This is a genomic window from Streptomyces sp. MAR4 CNX-425 (genome assembly GCF_048656465.1).
In the GTDB taxonomy this organism is placed as follows: domain Bacteria; phylum Actinomycetota; class Actinomycetes; order Streptomycetales; family Streptomycetaceae; genus Streptomyces.
On record NZ_JBMDLF010000004.1, the window covers coordinates 365,800 to 380,052 of the forward strand.

The following is a 14,253-nucleotide window of genomic DNA, read 5'->3' on the forward strand; positions in this document are numbered from 1 at the left end:
GTGAGGCGGTGCGGACGACTGCCCCGCACCTCGGGCACGTCGTCCGCTCCGCGACCACCGCAATCGCCCGGGAACATCGAGCGGATCGGGTGGCCGCGACGACTCTGTCCGACGGCCCTCCTGCGAAACCTTGACGGAAACCAAACGGCGGACGTGGCCGGACAGCGGTCGTGCGAGCGGCCCGTCGTCGGCGTCGGCGAGCGGCGCCGGAACCTCGTAGGGTCGACCGCCATGTGGTCACGCATACCCGGCGCGCGCCGGGCCGGCGCTGCTGCGGCCGCGCTGCTGGTCGCCTCCTGCACCGGCGCCGGCGGCGACGGCGCCCCGCCGTCCTCCTCCTCCGCGCCCGCGTCCGGCACGCTGGCCGTGGCCGGGCAGGGGGCCCGGCCCGCCGCCGGTGAACCCGCGCGGCAGCCGCGGCCCGGCGACCTCAACGGCGACGGCTACGACGACGCCGCGGTCGCCGTCGGCCCGGACCGCATCGCCGTCGTCTACGGCTCCGCGCACGGGCTCGACCCGCGCACCCGGAGCACGCTGCGGGCCGAGCTGCCCGGGCAGCGGGTGACCGGCGTGCCGTGGGCGCGGTTCGCGCGCGGCGACCTCGACGGGGACGGCTTCACCGACCTCTTGGTCACGCTGGAGACCGGGCAGCAGTACGCGCTGTGGGGCGGCCCGCGCGGCGTGACCAGGCCGACGCGGCTGCCCGGCGGGACGGCAGTCGTGGTGGGCCGGGAGACCCTCGACTGGGAGGCGGGCCGCGTGGGCGACTTCGACGGCGACGGCGCCGCGGATGTCTACCGGCTCGCCGCGTACGACGGCACCGGTACGCCGTCGGGGGGCACCGTCTCGTACGGGCCCTTCGACCGCGGGGGGAGACCCGCCCGCACGCAGCGGCTCGACGGGAAGCGGCCCGCGGACTCCGCCCCGTACAAGGCGGTCGCCGGCGACTACGACGGCGACGGGCGCGACGAGCTGACGGTGTGGTTCCGGTGGACCGACCCCGACAGCGAGGGCGACGGCGACACCACCGTCCTGGCCGTGCACCACTTCCACGGCGGGCCACGCGGGCTCTCCTTGACGCAGCGCTCCAGGACCGGCGAGGGGTACGCGGGGGTGCCCGCCGACGCCGACGGCGACGGGGACGACGAGCTCGTCAGCGCCGCCATGAACGGCTCCGAGCGGACACTGACCCTCTCCGTGAACCAGGATCCCGGCACCGGGGCGCCCTCGACCAGGACGATCCCGGGCGTCGAGGTCGGCGACGCGGAGGGCCGCGCGGTCGGCGACGTCACCGGCGACGGCAGGCCTGACCTCGTCGTCGCCTCGCCGCACGCCGACACCCAGCAGGGGCTGGTCTATCTCGTCCCCGACGTCGCCCGCGCCCCCGCGGCCCGCCCCCAGTCCGTCGGCCTGGACACCCCCGGCATCCACGGCGCGTCCGAGCGGCGCCGCTCCCGCGTCCGCTTCCAGTCCCGCCCGCCGCTGCTCGACGCGGACGGCGACGGCCACCTGGACGTCGTCGCCCAGACCGAGCGCGGGCGCGGCCTGCGCGGCCTGTGGCTGCTGCCCGGCTCCGGCACCGGGCTGGACGCCACGGGCTCGCGATTCATCTCCGCGCGGGAGCTGGGCCTGCCGGCGGCGGACCGCTGACCCGGGCCGTCAGGGGCGCGTGCGGAGGCAGCCGGGGTGGACCGGCGGCCCGGCGGCGAAGTCTCCCGCCCTGTACGTCCGGTGAGCAGCCCTGATGTCTGCGCCCCCCGCGTCACCCCGGCGAGGTGGGACGGCCCCGCCGAGGTCCAGGACGGGCCTCCGATCCTCCGGCTCCGCCTCCCAGGCGATGCGCGCTGCCTGAAGGCGCCCGGTGACCCCGAGCCTGGCGTACGCGTTCCGCAGGTGGGCTTTCACCGTCACCCGTGCGACGCCGAGTTGCACGGCGATGTCCCGGCTGTCCAGTCCCTGTGCCGCCAGCCTCAGCACCTCGCCTTCCCGGCGGCTGAGCGCCGCCAGCCTTCTCCTCGCCGCGTCCTGCTGGAGCCCGGCGCGGACGGGTTCGACGTAGGCGGCCACCACCGCCGTCGCGAAGACCGGGTCCAGCGCCACCGCGCCGCGCGACGCCGCGTGCACCGCCCAGGGCAGGTGCTCCGCGGCGCTTCCGGAGCGGAGGACCCCCCTGGCGCCGGAGGCGAGCAGGCTTCGTACGTCATCGGCCGTGCCCTGCGCGAGCACGGTCACGACGGCCGGCCGCCGCGTCACCACGGCGGCCGTACGCCGCAGCGAGCACAGCGCGGCTCTCGCGGTGGCGCTGCAGACGACCAGCACGTCCACCCGGGTGTGCCGCACCAGCAGGGTCTCCTCGCCGGCCCCTCTCTCGGCGACGGCGCAGATCCCCCGGTCGTCCGCCAGCATGGCGCGGACCCCCCTGGCCTCCAACTGGCGATCGGTGACGATGCCGACACGTATCACTGGCCCCCCAGGTTCCGCGGTGTCCGCCGGTACGGACGCGAACGGCTGCCCGCATGCGCCCGGACCGGGTTCGAGGATCGCCCACCCGTCTTGACAGGAACTCACTGGAACCGACGGGGCGGAGGGCAGCCGTCCATCGTCCCCGGGGCGGAACGTGCCGAAAATTCGGTCCGCCGGGCGAACCCCGCGGTCCGGGCGGGCCGCGGAGGATTCTTCCGACAGACCGCAGGACACGGTGAGAGAAGAGGACGGATGCGGAGCACATCTCGAAGTTCGGCCCGGACAGGGGACGGGGCAGACCGGACGGGACGCGGGCGGCTGCTGCGCCTGCTCGCGCTCGTCGGCGTCGTCCCGGTCCTCCTGGCCGGTGCGCTCACGCCCGCCACGGCGGACAGCGGCGGGAGCGCCGGCACGGGAACGGACACAGGGCTGCGCCTGGCCCCGGAAACGGGCGGGGTGCTCGCCGAATACGACGGCAGGACGATCGACCTGTCGCTGGGCTGGGACGGCGCGGAGACCTGCGTGGAGCAGGACGACGGCGGGTTCGTCTGCTACGACGACGACAACGCCCACCGCGCCGCGCAGGGGCTGGAACCGCGGGACGAGGCCGGGCCGCTGGCCGGGGCGGCCTCCTGCGGCAACGGGTACTTCTGCCTGTGGGACAACCAGTACTTCCAGGGCAGGAAGGTGCAGTTCCTGAGGGCCAAGACCTTCTACCTCGACCGCCTCGGCTTCCGCAACCAGGCGAACAGCATGTACAACAACCGGCGGCTGCACTGGGCCACGTACATGTTCGACGTCGACTGCGGCTGCGCCATGATCCCCTACGGCACGGTCGCCACCCCGGTAATGTCGCACATGACGTACCGGCCCTCCGGCACGTGGAACAACAAGATCGACAAGATCCGTCTGCACAACGACGACTTCCCGCCCCCGAGCGGGTTCCCCGGCGGCGGATGGGTCCCCCCGCCGCGGCCTCGCCTGGACGCGCAGGAGGACGCGCGGGAGGACTCGCGGGGGGCGCTCGCCGAGTACGAGGGCAGGACGATCGACCTCTCGCTGGGCTGGGAGGGTGCCGATACCTGCGTGGAGCAGGACGACGGCGGGTTCGTCTGCCACGACGACGACAACGCCGGGGGTGCCGCGGCGGGAACGGAACGGGCCGCGTCGCCGCAGGAGGCGGGCACGTTCGGCGTCGGCGAGTGCGCGAAGGGCTACTTCTGCCTCTGGGACGCCTCGGACTTCGGCGGGAGGAAGGTGCAGTTCAAGAAGGCGGGCCATCACGACCTGCGGGACGTCGGCTTCCGCAACCGGGCAAACGCCCTCTACAACGCCCGCAGCTCCGACACGTACTTCGACGACGGTGGCGAGGGGATCGGCATCGAGGCCCGGTTCGCCACCCCCGCCCTCAGCAGGGTTCCGCACTTCGACGCCGACCGGACCTGGAACAACAAGATCGACTCGGTGGACCTGCTTCCCCAGTGATCCACCGGTGAGAGGTTTCCCGGCCCCGGGCCGGTACGGCGGATGGCCCGCCGTACCGGCCCGGCGGCCGTCGGGACCGCGTCCCGGAGGGCGAGGCGGGCGGACGGCCGCCGCGTGCGGGGTTTCTCAGCCCGCCGAGCCCGGCGGTACCGGCAGCGCCTCGATCCGCACCAGCCGGGCCCGGAGCTGTTCCGCCCCCGGGTGCCGCAACTCGTCGAAGATGCGCAGGGCGCGCTGCCAGGCGTCGCGCGCCGCTGCGGGCTCTCCCGCGCTGCGGTGGGTGTCGCCGAGGCGCGCCAGTGTGGTGGCCGCCGTCAGGCGGTCGGCCGCCGCAGGCGACTGGAGCAGCCGCAGCGCCCGCTGGTAGTAGTCGGTCGCCCGCTGCCAGTCCCCCATGTGGTGGTAGGCCAGCCCCAGGCTGTCCAGGGTCAGGGCGGCGCCGTAGCGGTCGTCGCACCCCTTCTGGAGCGCGAGTGCCTCGCGGAGGTAGGCGAGCGCCTGCCCGTGGTCGCCGCGCAGGACGTGGCGCCAGCCGACGGAGTTGAGCGCGCGGGCCACCCCGGACGGATTCCCGGCGGCGCGTTCGAGTTCGAGCACGCGCAGCGAGTGACGCAGCGCCTCGTCGTATGCGCCGTGCAGTTCGTGGAGGTAGGCGCAGTAGTTGTGAACACGGGCCCGGCCGCGCGTGTCCTTGTTCTCCTCGAACAGCACGAGGGCCTGCTTCAGATGGTGGTGGGCCTGCTCGAAGCGCTCGGACCGAATGCACGAGCGGGCGAGGTCCGCAAGGCCGCGTGCCTCCTCCACGGGGTCGCCCAGGCGCGCGGCCGCCTGCGTCGCGGAGTCCAGGAGTTCCGTCTGTTCGTGCCAGTGGCCCTGGCGGTCGAGGTAGGTGCACAGCCGTCGGCTCAGCTGGACCGCGTAGGCGTCGAGGCCGCTCCGTGCGGCGAGTCCCACCGCCGCGGCCAGCGCGCGGCGTTCGGCGGTGAACCACTCCACCGCCCGGGCCGCGTCGGTGAAGCGTTCGGGCGTCGTCGCGGGCAGCGGCGGACCGGGCGTCTCCATGTAGAGGTGGATGCCGGTCGCCAGGCAGGCGGTGTGGGCGGAGTGGAGGTAGTAGTCCAGGATCCGGGTCAGGGCGGCGTGCCGCGCCGGCGCGGAGTCGTGGTGGCCGGCCAGCTCCGCCGCGTAGGTGCGGAGCAGGTCGTGGCTGCTGAAGCGGCCCGGCGCGTGCTCGGAGAGCAGGCTGGCCCGGGTCAGCTCGGCGAGCAGCGCCCGGGTGCGCGGGCGCGGCAGCCCGGCCAGGTGGGCCGCCGCGCCGAGGCCGAGGTCGGGGCCCGCGTGCAGGCCGGTCAGCCGGAAGACGCGCGCCGCCTCGGGGCTGAGGGCGTGGTAGGACCAGGAGAAGACCGCGCGGATGTCGGTGGCGGCGTCCCCGCCGTACAGCGCCGGCAGCCCGTCCTCGTCACACAGCTCCGCCGTCAGCGCGCGCAGGGGAAAGCCGGGGCGGGCCGCGGCGTGGGCGGCGACGACGGCCAGGGCCAGCGGCAGGCCCGCGCAGCGCGCGACGATCTCGTCGACCGCGCCCGGATCGTCGTCCAGGCGGTCCGGGCCGAGCCGGTGCACGAGCAACTGCCGCGCCTCGCCGGGCCCGAACAGTTGCAGACCGAGCTGCGTCGCGCCTGCGGTGAGGAGGCCGGGGAGTTGGTGACGGCTGGTCACCAGGGTCAGACACCCCGGGGCGGCGGGCAGCAGCGGCCGTATCTGCTCCAGGTCGCGGGCGTTGTCCAGCACCATCAGCACCCGCTGGTCCGCCAGCAGACTGCGGAAGAGGGCGGAGAGCCCGTCCGTGCCCGAGGGGAACTGCTCCTCGCGCACCCCGAACGCCTCCAGGAAGCCGCGCAGCGCCTGATCCGGCTCCACCGCCGTGCCCGAGGGGTCGAAGCCGCGCAGGTTCACGTACAGCTGGCCGTCCGGGAAGCGGCCGGCCGCCCCGTGGGCCCAGTGCACCGCCAGGGTGGTCTTGCCGATCCCGGCGGTCCCCACCACGACGCAGGTCGACGCCGTCTCCGTGGCGGCGTTCGACAGCGAGTCGAGGCAGCCCATCTCCTCGTCCCGCCCGGCGAAGCCGGTCACGTCCGGTGGCAGTTGGGCCGGTCGCACAGCGGGCCGGTCCACGGTGCCGACGGCGGCCCTAAGCGGCTGCGACCGAGGCGCGTCGTGCCGGTCCAGCTCCGGATCGCGGCGCAGAATGCGCAGATGCAGCTCGCGCAGGACGGAGCCGGGCTCCTCGCCGAGCTCCTCCCGGAGACGGCGCCGGATCGCCTCGTACGCGGCGAGGGCATCGGCCTGGCGGCCGGCACTGGACAGGGCGCGCATGAGGAGGGCCGTCAAGGGCTCGGCCAGGGGGTGTTCGACGACGGCGCCGGACAGCTCCTCGACCACCTCGGCCCGCCGGCCCGTCTCCAGCTCGGCGCCGAAGCGTTCGGTGAGCAGGGTGACGCGTTCCTGTACCAGCCCGGCCCGGGTCCGGGCCGCCCAGTCGCCGGGCACACCGGTCAGCGGGGTGCCCCGCCACAGCCCGGTCGCCTCGCGCAGCAGTTCCACGGCCGGGTGCCCGCCCTCGTCCCGTGCCCGGCGGGCCAGGGCCCGGCCACGGTGCAGGTCCACCTGGTCGGCCGGGATGTCCAGCAGGTATCCGCCGTCGGCGCGACGCACGGCGGTGGGCGCACCGGCCTGGCGGAAGACACGGCGGAGGCGGGAGACGTAGGTGTAGACGACGTCGCGGACGTGGTGCGGCGCCCGTCGGTCCCAGACGCGGTCGACGAGGGAATCCATGGTCACCGTGCGGCCCGGCGACATCGCCAGCACGGCCAGCAGGCAACGTTGCTGCGGTGCGCCGAGGCCGATGCCGTCACCTGCCTCGCCCCGCAGCTCAACAGAACCCAGCAGTCGCAGATCGACCATGCCCGGTGCAGCCCCCCTCGACACGCGCTTGGACTTCATCGACGTCTCGTGCGGCATCCGCAGGCGGAGCCGGGCCGCGCAGACGTCCACGCGGCGTCGTTCGTGCGATGCCGCTCAGCCGTCTCGCGCCGCCGTGTGCGGCCCGGCAGCACGGCACCGGCACAGGGACGTCGGCCGGCTGTCCCGAAGCTGCCGACGGCGAACTGCTGTGGTGCTCTCCACGTTGGGCGTCCTCGACGAACAATGGCCGCCCGTATGCGGTCGTGTGAACCGTCAAAGTAAGCCGAACGGCCGCGCATCTGGAAACGGTTGTTGTCCATACATGGCATCGACACCGTCGATGTCTTACCGGGGGGACCGCCGGGTGCGGCGTGCCCGCGGCGGCTCCTGCAACTCCGCCGCCAGGCCGGCGAGCCGGCCGCGGAGCCAGCGGTGTGCCGGGTCCTCGGTGTGCCGCGGTGTCCAGTACATCGCCTGGACGATCGGGTGCAGCGGTGCCGGTGGTTCCAGCACGCGCAACCTGGTCGGATCTCCGACGCTCCGGGCCACCCGCTCGGGGACCAGGCTGACCAGACGAGTCCCGGTGAGCAGGAACGGCACCAACACGATGCACTGCGCCCGTACCTCGACCCGGCGGGGAATGCCCAGTTCGTCCAGTTCCCTTTCGGCCAGGGTCTGCCAGGGGGCGACGCCGTAGGAGAGATAGCGCAACCGGCTGAACTCGGCGGGCGACACCTCGTCGCCGACATCCGGGTTGGCCCGGTCGCAGGCCAGCACGAAACGGTCGGTGAACAGCGGGCGGTGCGGAAACACGGGCTGTCCGACGATCGCGGCGGGGGCGACGAGCAGGTCGGCGTGGCCGCGTCGCAGTTGGTCGGCGAAGTCCGGCTGGAGCGGCAGCACGGTGACCTGGACGTGCGGCGCCTCGGTGGCCAGGCAGGTGAACAGCGGCTGCAAGAGCATGTACAGCACGTAGTCGCTGGCGATGATCCGGAACGTCCGCCGGCCGGTGGCCGGGTCGAAGGTCTCCGCGGTGCCCATGACGGCCTCGGTCGCCGAGATCGCGTCGTGGACCGGGCGCACCAGCGACTCCGCGAGCGGAGTCGGCACCATCCGACGGCCCACCTTGACCAGCAGCGGGTCGTTGAAGTGCCGGCGCAGACGGGCCAGGGACGCGCTCATGGCGGGCTGGCCGACGGACAGGCGCTCGGCGGCCCGCGTGACGTTGCACTCGCTGAGCAGGGCGTCGAGGGCGAGAAGCAAGTTCAGGTCGACCCCGGCAAGGGACACGGTGACCAGCTCCTGTCGACGGCAACGATGTCCTCCAACAGAACAATCGTTCCTCATGCCGCCTTCGCGTCCGGACGCCGGGCCGCGCACCCCGGGGGAGCGGTGCGGTGGGCGCGTTCGCGCTCTGCGTGCGGCGCCGCCCGCCGGTGCGGTGCTGCCGACTGAAGGGCGACGGCGTCCCTCACGCGGTGGTCGGCATCGTGCACCGGCACAACCTCGCACTCACCGGGTGACGGCGACGGGCTTCACCTCCGAGGGGCCGGCGGCGTGTGGCGGGGCCACGGCCTGCCCGTGCGGTCGACTGCGGCGGCCCGCAGCAGCTCCAGCAGATGACGGCCCGGGTACGTGCCGAACACGGGAAACCTCCACCGGTAATAGCAGGACCAGTAGCTCACCACCCGGCGCTCGGTCCTCGCGAAGAACCACGGATTCCGCGCGATGAAGTCTCCGTACGCCAGCCGCTGGGCAGGCCGCTTGGAGGGCAGGCCGGCAAGGCCGTGCCGGATGCACTCCAAGATCTCCAAGACGTACTCGCCGGCCAACTGCACCACGAACGGCACCACCCACGGTTCGTCGGAACCGGCGATGCGTTCGACGTGACGCTGGCGGACCAGCCCGTCGCTGTGCCGTGAGTACAGGCAGTGCAGGATCGTCTGCCGCACTGCCGTCAGCGTGCGCACCACGTCGACGGGCGGCTCATCCTGATAGATCCGGTACGGAATGGCGACGGCCTGGCCGCCCACCTCCACCGAGAACGGTGACACGGGGGCGATCCGGGCCGTCGGCATGACCGCCGAGACCGCGCGAACGTCTTTGGCAAGCTGGTGCGGGAACGCCGCAACCAGGTCCTCGACGATCGCCAGGGGCCCAGGCTGCTGCATGGGGGAAGCATAGGGCGGGTCCGCTCGCGCCCGCCCGGGGCCGGGCTGTCGTCATCGATCACCCAGGACTCGATCACTCAGGTGCCGTCCGCGGGTGCTCCGGGGCGGTCCGCGAGCTTGAGCCAGACGACACCGGCGATGATCACGGCGAGCCAGAAAGCCCGGACCGGGGTGAGGGTCTCGTCGAAGAAGACCGGGCCGAGCAGCGCGGCTCCGACGGCGCCGATCCCGGCCCAGACGGCGTAGCCGACGCCCACGTCGATCGTGCGCAGGGCGACGCTCAGGGCGTAGAGCGTCAGCAGGAAGAAGACGACGGCGACAAGGGACCAGGAGAGCACGGTGAAGCCCTCGCTGCCGCCCACAGAGAGGGCGTAGCCGACCTCGAAGGCGCCGGCGAGGAGGAGGACGGGCCACGCCCGGGCCCGCTCGCTGCGGGCGGTCACGCGGCACCGCTGAGCTGGAGGCCGACGACGCCGGCGATGACGACGGCGATGCCGGCGCACGTGCGCCGGTCGGGGCGCTGGCCGAGGTGGAGGGCGCCGAGGACGACGATCCCGACGCCGGCCGCGGAGGTCCACAGCGCGTAGCCGACGCCGACGTCGAAGGTCAGCAGCGCCCGGCTGAGCAGGTAGGTGGCGGCGCCGCCGCTGAGCAGGGTGGCGGTGGTCCAGCCGGGCCGGGTGAACCCCCGGGCCCGGCCGGCGGAGACGGCGACGGCGATCTCGAAGACCACGGCGGTGCCGAGATAGAGCCAGTGCACGGCGGGTGTCCTTTCGTCCGTTGGCTGCGGTCCCGGGAGCGTGACAGTTCACACCGGTGTCAACTGCAAGAATGGAGACCCGGCGGACAGTGCGAGGAGGGCCCATGCGCATCGGCGAGCTGGCGGCGGCGACCGGCGTCAGTACCCGGTCCCTGCGGTACTACGAGGAGCAGGGGCTCATCCGCTCCCGGCGCACCCCCGGCGGGTGGCGCGACTTCGACGGCTCCATGACCGAGCGGGTCGTCATGATCCAGCACCTGTACGCCGCCGGCCTCGGCAGCACCACCGTCCACGAGGTGCTCCCCTGCCTGGAGGCGCCGCCCGAGGAGCGCACCGGCGTCATGGAGCAGCTGCTCGCGCAGGAGATCGAGCGGCTCCGGGCCAAGCGTCGCGACATCGACCGCGAGCTGGACACCTTGCAGGCCCTCCGCGCCGAGACGGCCCTGTCCGGTGGCGGGCGGCGGGGCACGGTGCGGCACGGCCGCTCCTAGCGGCGGCGCCGCCCGCGCGGTCCCGCCGCCTCAACCCGCCGGGCTCCCCTCCGCTCCTCGGCGGCGTCCGGGCGCACGGCCGCGCGCCCGACGTCGGCCGCGCGCCGTCCCCGGTGATCATCAGGTCGTCCTCGCCGCGCACCCCGGCGCCGCGCAGCTCCGGCGGCCGAGAGCCCGGCGTACCGGGCGCGGGCGGTCGGCGAACCCCGACCCGGACGTCCCCCGCGGCGGCCCCGGCGTCTACGATCTCGTCCACACCCGCACCGGCCCGGCCGGCGCCTCTCGGCTGCGCGGGTGGTGTACGCCCTGGGGAGGAGACGGCCCCGGCATGACGGTCCATCGGGTGGACGGCCGGGGGCGGCGCACCCCGTAACGTGTGCTCATGGATGTCGAGCGTGGCGATCAGGGGGATGGGACGATGGAGAAGGCCGACACCGACGCTCCGGTGGCGAAGCTGGACGAGCCCCAGGAGGAGGCGGCGCCGGAGCACCAGGCGTGGGGGTCGAGGGCACCGCACTTCATCCAGCGCTCGCGCGCGCTCCACCTGAGCTGGCAGGTCGGCGTCTTCATCGTGGGCCTGGCCATCGTCATCGGCGGCATCATCCTCCTCCCGCTGCCCGGCCCCGGCTGGCTGGTGATCTTCGCGGGCATGGCCGTGTGGGCGACGGAGTTCGTGTGGGCGCAGATAGTCCTGCGCTGGACGAAGCGGAAGGTCACCGAGGCCGCGCAGCGCGCGCTCGACCCGAAGGTCCGCCGGCGCAACGCCATCCTCACCGCCGTCGGCCTGGTGATCTGCGGGGTGCTCCTCGCCGTGTACCTGTACAAGTTCGGCCTGGAGATGCCCTGGAACGTCTGACGGCTCCGCATGACGGCTGCGGGCCCGGTTGCCCGAGACGCGCGGTCCCGTCTCGTACGGGGTCCCCGTCCCGCGCGTCTCGCCCCGGCCCCGGCGGGCGGCCCCGCGCTGCCCGCCGGGGCCGGTTCTGCGTGCGGGCGCGCTCCCGCGCCGACCGCCCGACCCGCTACCCCGCGTCGTCCTCCGCGACCGTCTCCAGGATCGCGTCGCCGTACTTCGCCAGCTTGTTCTCGCCGACCCCGCTGACCGACCCCAGCGCGCCGAGCGACCCCGGGCGCTCGGTGGCGATCTGCCGCAGCGTCGCGTCGTGGAAGATCACGTACGCGGGCACGCCCTGCTCCTTCGCCGTCGCGGCACGCCACGCGCGCAGCCGCTCGAACAGCGACGCCGCCTCCGCGGGCAGGTCGACGGCCTCGGCCCGCTGCGACCCGGAGCCCTTCGCCTTCGCCGCCTTCGCCGCCCGCTTGGGCTCGGTGCGCAGCGGCACCTTGCGGCCCCGGTACAGCACGTCGTCGGCGTCCTCGGTGAGCACCAGCGTGCCGTAGTCGCCCTCGACCGCCAGCAGCCCCTTGGCGAGCAACTGCCGTACGACGCCCCGCCACTCGTGCTCCGCGAGGTCGTCGCCGACGCCGAAGACGGACAGGGTGTCGTGGTCGTGCTGGATGACCTTGGCCGTCTTGCGGCCCATCAGGATGTCGACGATCTGGCCGGCGCCGAACTTCTGCCGCCGCTCGCGGCGCAGCCGCACCACCGTCGACAGCAGCTTCTGCGCGGCGACCGTGCCGTCCCACGACTCCGGCGGGGTCAGGCACGTGTCGCAGTTGCCGCAGGGGGACCCGCTCTGGCCGAAGTACGCGAGGAGCTGCGAACGCCGGCAGTCGACGCTCTCGCAGAGCGCCAGCATCGCGTCGAGGTGCGCGCTCGCCCGCCGCCGGTGCGCGTCGTCGCCCTCGGAGCCGTCGATGAGCTTGCGCTGCTGCACCACGTCCTGCAGCCCGTACGCCAGCCACGCCGTTGACGGCAGGCCGTCGCGGCCGGCGCGGCCGGTCTCCTGGTAGTAGCCCTCGACGGACTTCGGCAGGTCCAGATGCGCGACGTAGCGCACGTCGGGCTTGTCGATGCCCATGCCGAACGCGATCGTCGCGACGATCGCCACGCCGTCCTCGCGCAGGAACCGCGACTGGTGCGCGGCGCGGGTCGCCGCCGGCAGGCCGGCGTGGTACGGCAGCGCCTCGATCCCGTTCCGTACGAGGAACTCCGCGGTGTCCTCGACGGACTTGCGCGACAGGCAGTAGACGATCCCCGCGTCGCCCTCGTGCTCGCCGCGCAGCAGCTCCAGGAGCTGCTTCTTCGGCTCGCGCTTGGGCACGATGCGGTACTGGATGTTGGGCCGGTCGAAGCTGGCCACGAAGTGCCGCGCCTGCTCCAGCTGGAGCCGGCCGGCGATCTCCGCGTGCGTGGCCTTGGTCGCCGTCGCGGTCAGCGCGATGCGCGGCACGTCGGGCCAGCGCTCGGACAGCGCGGACAGCGCGAGGTAGTCGGGCCGGAAGTCGTGCCCCCACTGCGCGACGCAGTGCGCCTCGTCGATGGCGAACAGCGCGACCGTGCCGCGGTCGAGCAGCCGCAGCGTGGACTCCACCCGCAGCCGCTCGGGCGCCAGGTAGAGCAGGTCGATCTCGCCGGCGAGGAACTCGGCCTCCACCATCCGGCGCTCGTCGGGATCCTGGGTGGAGTTGAGGAAGCCGGCGCGGACACCGAGGGCGCGCAGCGCGTCGACCTGGTCCTGCATGAGGGCGATCAGCGGCGAGATCACCACGCCCGTGCCGGGGCGCACGAGCGCCGGGATCTGGTAGCACAGGGACTTGCCGCCGCCCGTGGGCATCAGCACGAGGGCGTCGCCGCCGCCTACGACGTGGTCGATGATCTCCTGCTGGCCCTCGCGGAACGACTCGTAGCCGAAGACCTTGCTGAGGACCTCAAGCGCCTCGGTGGAACTCATCGGGCGAGTTTATGCCCCCGCGCCGACATCCCGCCGGGCGGTTGCCCGGCGGGCGCCGATCCGGTAGGCGGGCCGCGGCCGGGCGCGGCCCGACGGCGGCCCTAGTCGCGCGACGGCAGGGGACGGTACGTCTCCGGGCCGGGGGTGCGGCCCGCGGGCGGGTACTCGCAGTCGAGGCCGGTGATCTCGTAGTCGTCGCCCTCGCTCTGCTCCTGGTCCACGACCACCGAGCCCGTGCACACCCGGCCGTGCTCGTCGGTGAACGTGACGATCTCGCTGTAGTCCGAGGGCGTGCACCCCGCGAGCAGCAGCGCCGCGCCCGCCGTCGCCGCCGCGCCGAGCTTCCACCGCCGTGTCATGCCTCGCTCCTCCGCGTCATGCGCCCGGCGGTCCGGGCGTCACGACCGGCACCGTACGACGCGCCGCCCGGGAGCCCTCCCGGAACGGATGTCAGTCACCGAACCTAGGATGCGATCCCGCGGCCATCCACCTGTCTGGAGAAGACGCATGAGTGAGGCGAGCACCGGCAAGGTCGTCGTGAACCGGGCGATGTCCCTGGACGGGTTCATCGCCGGTCCCGGCGACACGATGGACTGGATCTTCGAGCACCTGACGTCGGCGACGTTCCCGGAGGTCATGGCGGCCACGGGCGCCATGCTCATCGGCCGGCGCACGTACGAGGTCGGCAAGGGCATGTCCGGCGGGAACCCGGACTACGACGGCGGGGCGCAGTTCGTCCTCACCCACCGCCCGCCCGACGAGCCGGATCCCCACGTCACCTTCCTCACCTGCGACGTCGAGGAGGCCGTGACCACGGCACGCCGCGCCGCCGGCGAGAAGAACCTGGAGATCCTCGGCGCCGACGTGGCCGCCCAGTGCCTGCGGCGCGGCCTCGTCGACGAGATCCTGGTGTACGTGCTGCCGGTGCTGCTCGGCGACGGCGTCCCCTTCACGCCGCCAGGCCCCGACCGTATCGACCTGGAGCCGTTCAGCAACATCCAGTCGGGCGGGGTCACCATGCTGCGCTTCCACGTGCGCAGGTAACGGCGGCGGCCGGGTCCGCA

At 73.7% G+C, this 14,253-nt stretch carries 13 protein-coding genes; 5 read left to right on the forward strand and 8 right to left on the reverse strand.

Going from position 1 to position 14,253, the window contains the following annotated elements; genetic code table 11:
* Positions 1-231: 231 nt before the first annotated feature.
* Positions 232-1,650 (forward strand): FG-GAP and VCBS repeat-containing protein, encoded by a 1,419-nt coding sequence (locus ACHZ99_RS14625; protein ID WP_420304983.1) that lies wholly within the window; start codon positions 232-234, stop codon positions 1,648-1,650.
* 9 nt (positions 1,651-1,659) lie between these two features.
* On the opposite strand, the gene ACHZ99_RS14630 is transcribed toward ACHZ99_RS14625, so the two are convergent.
* Positions 1,660-2,406 (reverse strand): LuxR C-terminal-related transcriptional regulator, encoded by a 747-nt coding sequence (locus tag ACHZ99_RS14630; protein ID WP_420304984.1) that lies wholly within the window; start codon positions 2,404-2,406, stop codon positions 1,660-1,662.
* Positions 2,407-2,715: 309 nt separating this feature from the next.
* Between ACHZ99_RS14630 and ACHZ99_RS14635 the strand changes: the two genes are divergently transcribed.
* A complete protein-coding gene (locus tag ACHZ99_RS14635; RefSeq protein WP_420304985.1) occupies positions 2,716-3,948 on the forward strand; it encodes a peptidase inhibitor family I36 protein in 1,233 nt (410 codons plus the stop codon).
* Positions 3,949-4,074: 126 nt separating this feature from the next.
* Here the strand turns inward: ACHZ99_RS14635 and ACHZ99_RS14640 are convergent, their stop codons facing one another.
* From ACHZ99_RS14640 to ACHZ99_RS14660, 5 genes are all read right to left on the reverse strand, one after another.
* The gene (locus ACHZ99_RS14640; RefSeq protein WP_420304986.1) at positions 4,075-6,912 is read right to left on the reverse strand and encodes an AfsR/SARP family transcriptional regulator; all 2,838 of its coding nucleotides are present in this window, start codon (positions 6,910-6,912) and stop codon (positions 4,075-4,077) included.
* A 345-nt stretch (positions 6,913-7,257) separates the two neighbouring features.
* Positions 7,258-8,202 (reverse strand): LysR family transcriptional regulator, encoded by a 945-nt coding sequence (locus ACHZ99_RS14645; protein ID WP_420304987.1) that lies wholly within the window; start codon positions 8,200-8,202, stop codon positions 7,258-7,260.
* Positions 8,203-8,447: 245 nt separating this feature from the next.
* The gene (locus ACHZ99_RS14650; RefSeq protein WP_420304988.1) at positions 8,448-9,083 is read right to left on the reverse strand and encodes a hypothetical protein; all 636 of its coding nucleotides are present in this window, start codon (positions 9,081-9,083) and stop codon (positions 8,448-8,450) included.
* A gap of 77 nt (positions 9,084-9,160) precedes the next feature.
* Positions 9,161-9,526, reverse strand: a complete 366-nt coding sequence (locus ACHZ99_RS14655; protein WP_420304989.1) for a DMT family transporter — start codon at positions 9,524-9,526, stop codon at positions 9,161-9,163.
* Positions 9,523-9,843 carry a DMT family transporter gene (locus ACHZ99_RS14660; RefSeq protein ID WP_420304990.1) on the reverse strand — a complete coding sequence of 107 codons (321 nt, stop codon included), beginning with the start codon at positions 9,841-9,843 and terminating at the stop codon, positions 9,523-9,525. The genes ACHZ99_RS14655 and ACHZ99_RS14660 overlap by 4 nt, the downstream gene beginning before the upstream one ends.
* A 104-nt stretch (positions 9,844-9,947) precedes the next feature.
* On the opposite strand from ACHZ99_RS14660, the gene ACHZ99_RS14665 reads away from it, so the two are divergent.
* Positions 9,948-10,334: a MerR family DNA-binding transcriptional regulator gene (locus ACHZ99_RS14665; protein ID WP_420304991.1), complete on the forward strand. Its 387-nt coding sequence runs from the start codon at positions 9,948-9,950 to the stop codon at positions 10,332-10,334.
* 382 nt (positions 10,335-10,716) lie between these two features.
* Positions 10,717-11,190 carry a TIGR02611 family protein gene (locus tag ACHZ99_RS14670; RefSeq protein WP_420304992.1) on the forward strand — a complete coding sequence of 158 codons (474 nt, stop codon included), beginning with the start codon at positions 10,717-10,719 and terminating at the stop codon, positions 11,188-11,190.
* Between the two features lie 166 nt (positions 11,191-11,356).
* On the opposite strand, the gene recQ is transcribed toward ACHZ99_RS14670, so the two are convergent.
* Both recQ and ACHZ99_RS14680 read right to left on the reverse strand, forming a co-directional pair.
* Positions 11,357-13,189, reverse strand: coding sequence for a DNA helicase RecQ (gene recQ, locus ACHZ99_RS14675; RefSeq protein ID WP_420304993.1), 1,833 nt, complete (start codon positions 13,187-13,189; stop codon positions 11,357-11,359).
* Between the two features lie 101 nt (positions 13,190-13,290).
* Entirely contained in the window at positions 13,291-13,548 is a 258-nt protein-coding gene (locus tag ACHZ99_RS14680; protein WP_420304994.1) for a hypothetical protein, read from the reverse strand.
* A gap of 148 nt (positions 13,549-13,696) precedes the next feature.
* On the opposite strand from ACHZ99_RS14680, the gene ACHZ99_RS14685 reads away from it, so the two are divergent.
* Entirely contained in the window at positions 13,697-14,233 is a 537-nt protein-coding gene (locus tag ACHZ99_RS14685; protein WP_420304995.1) for a dihydrofolate reductase family protein, read from the forward strand.
* Positions 14,234-14,253 lie beyond the last annotated feature (20 nt).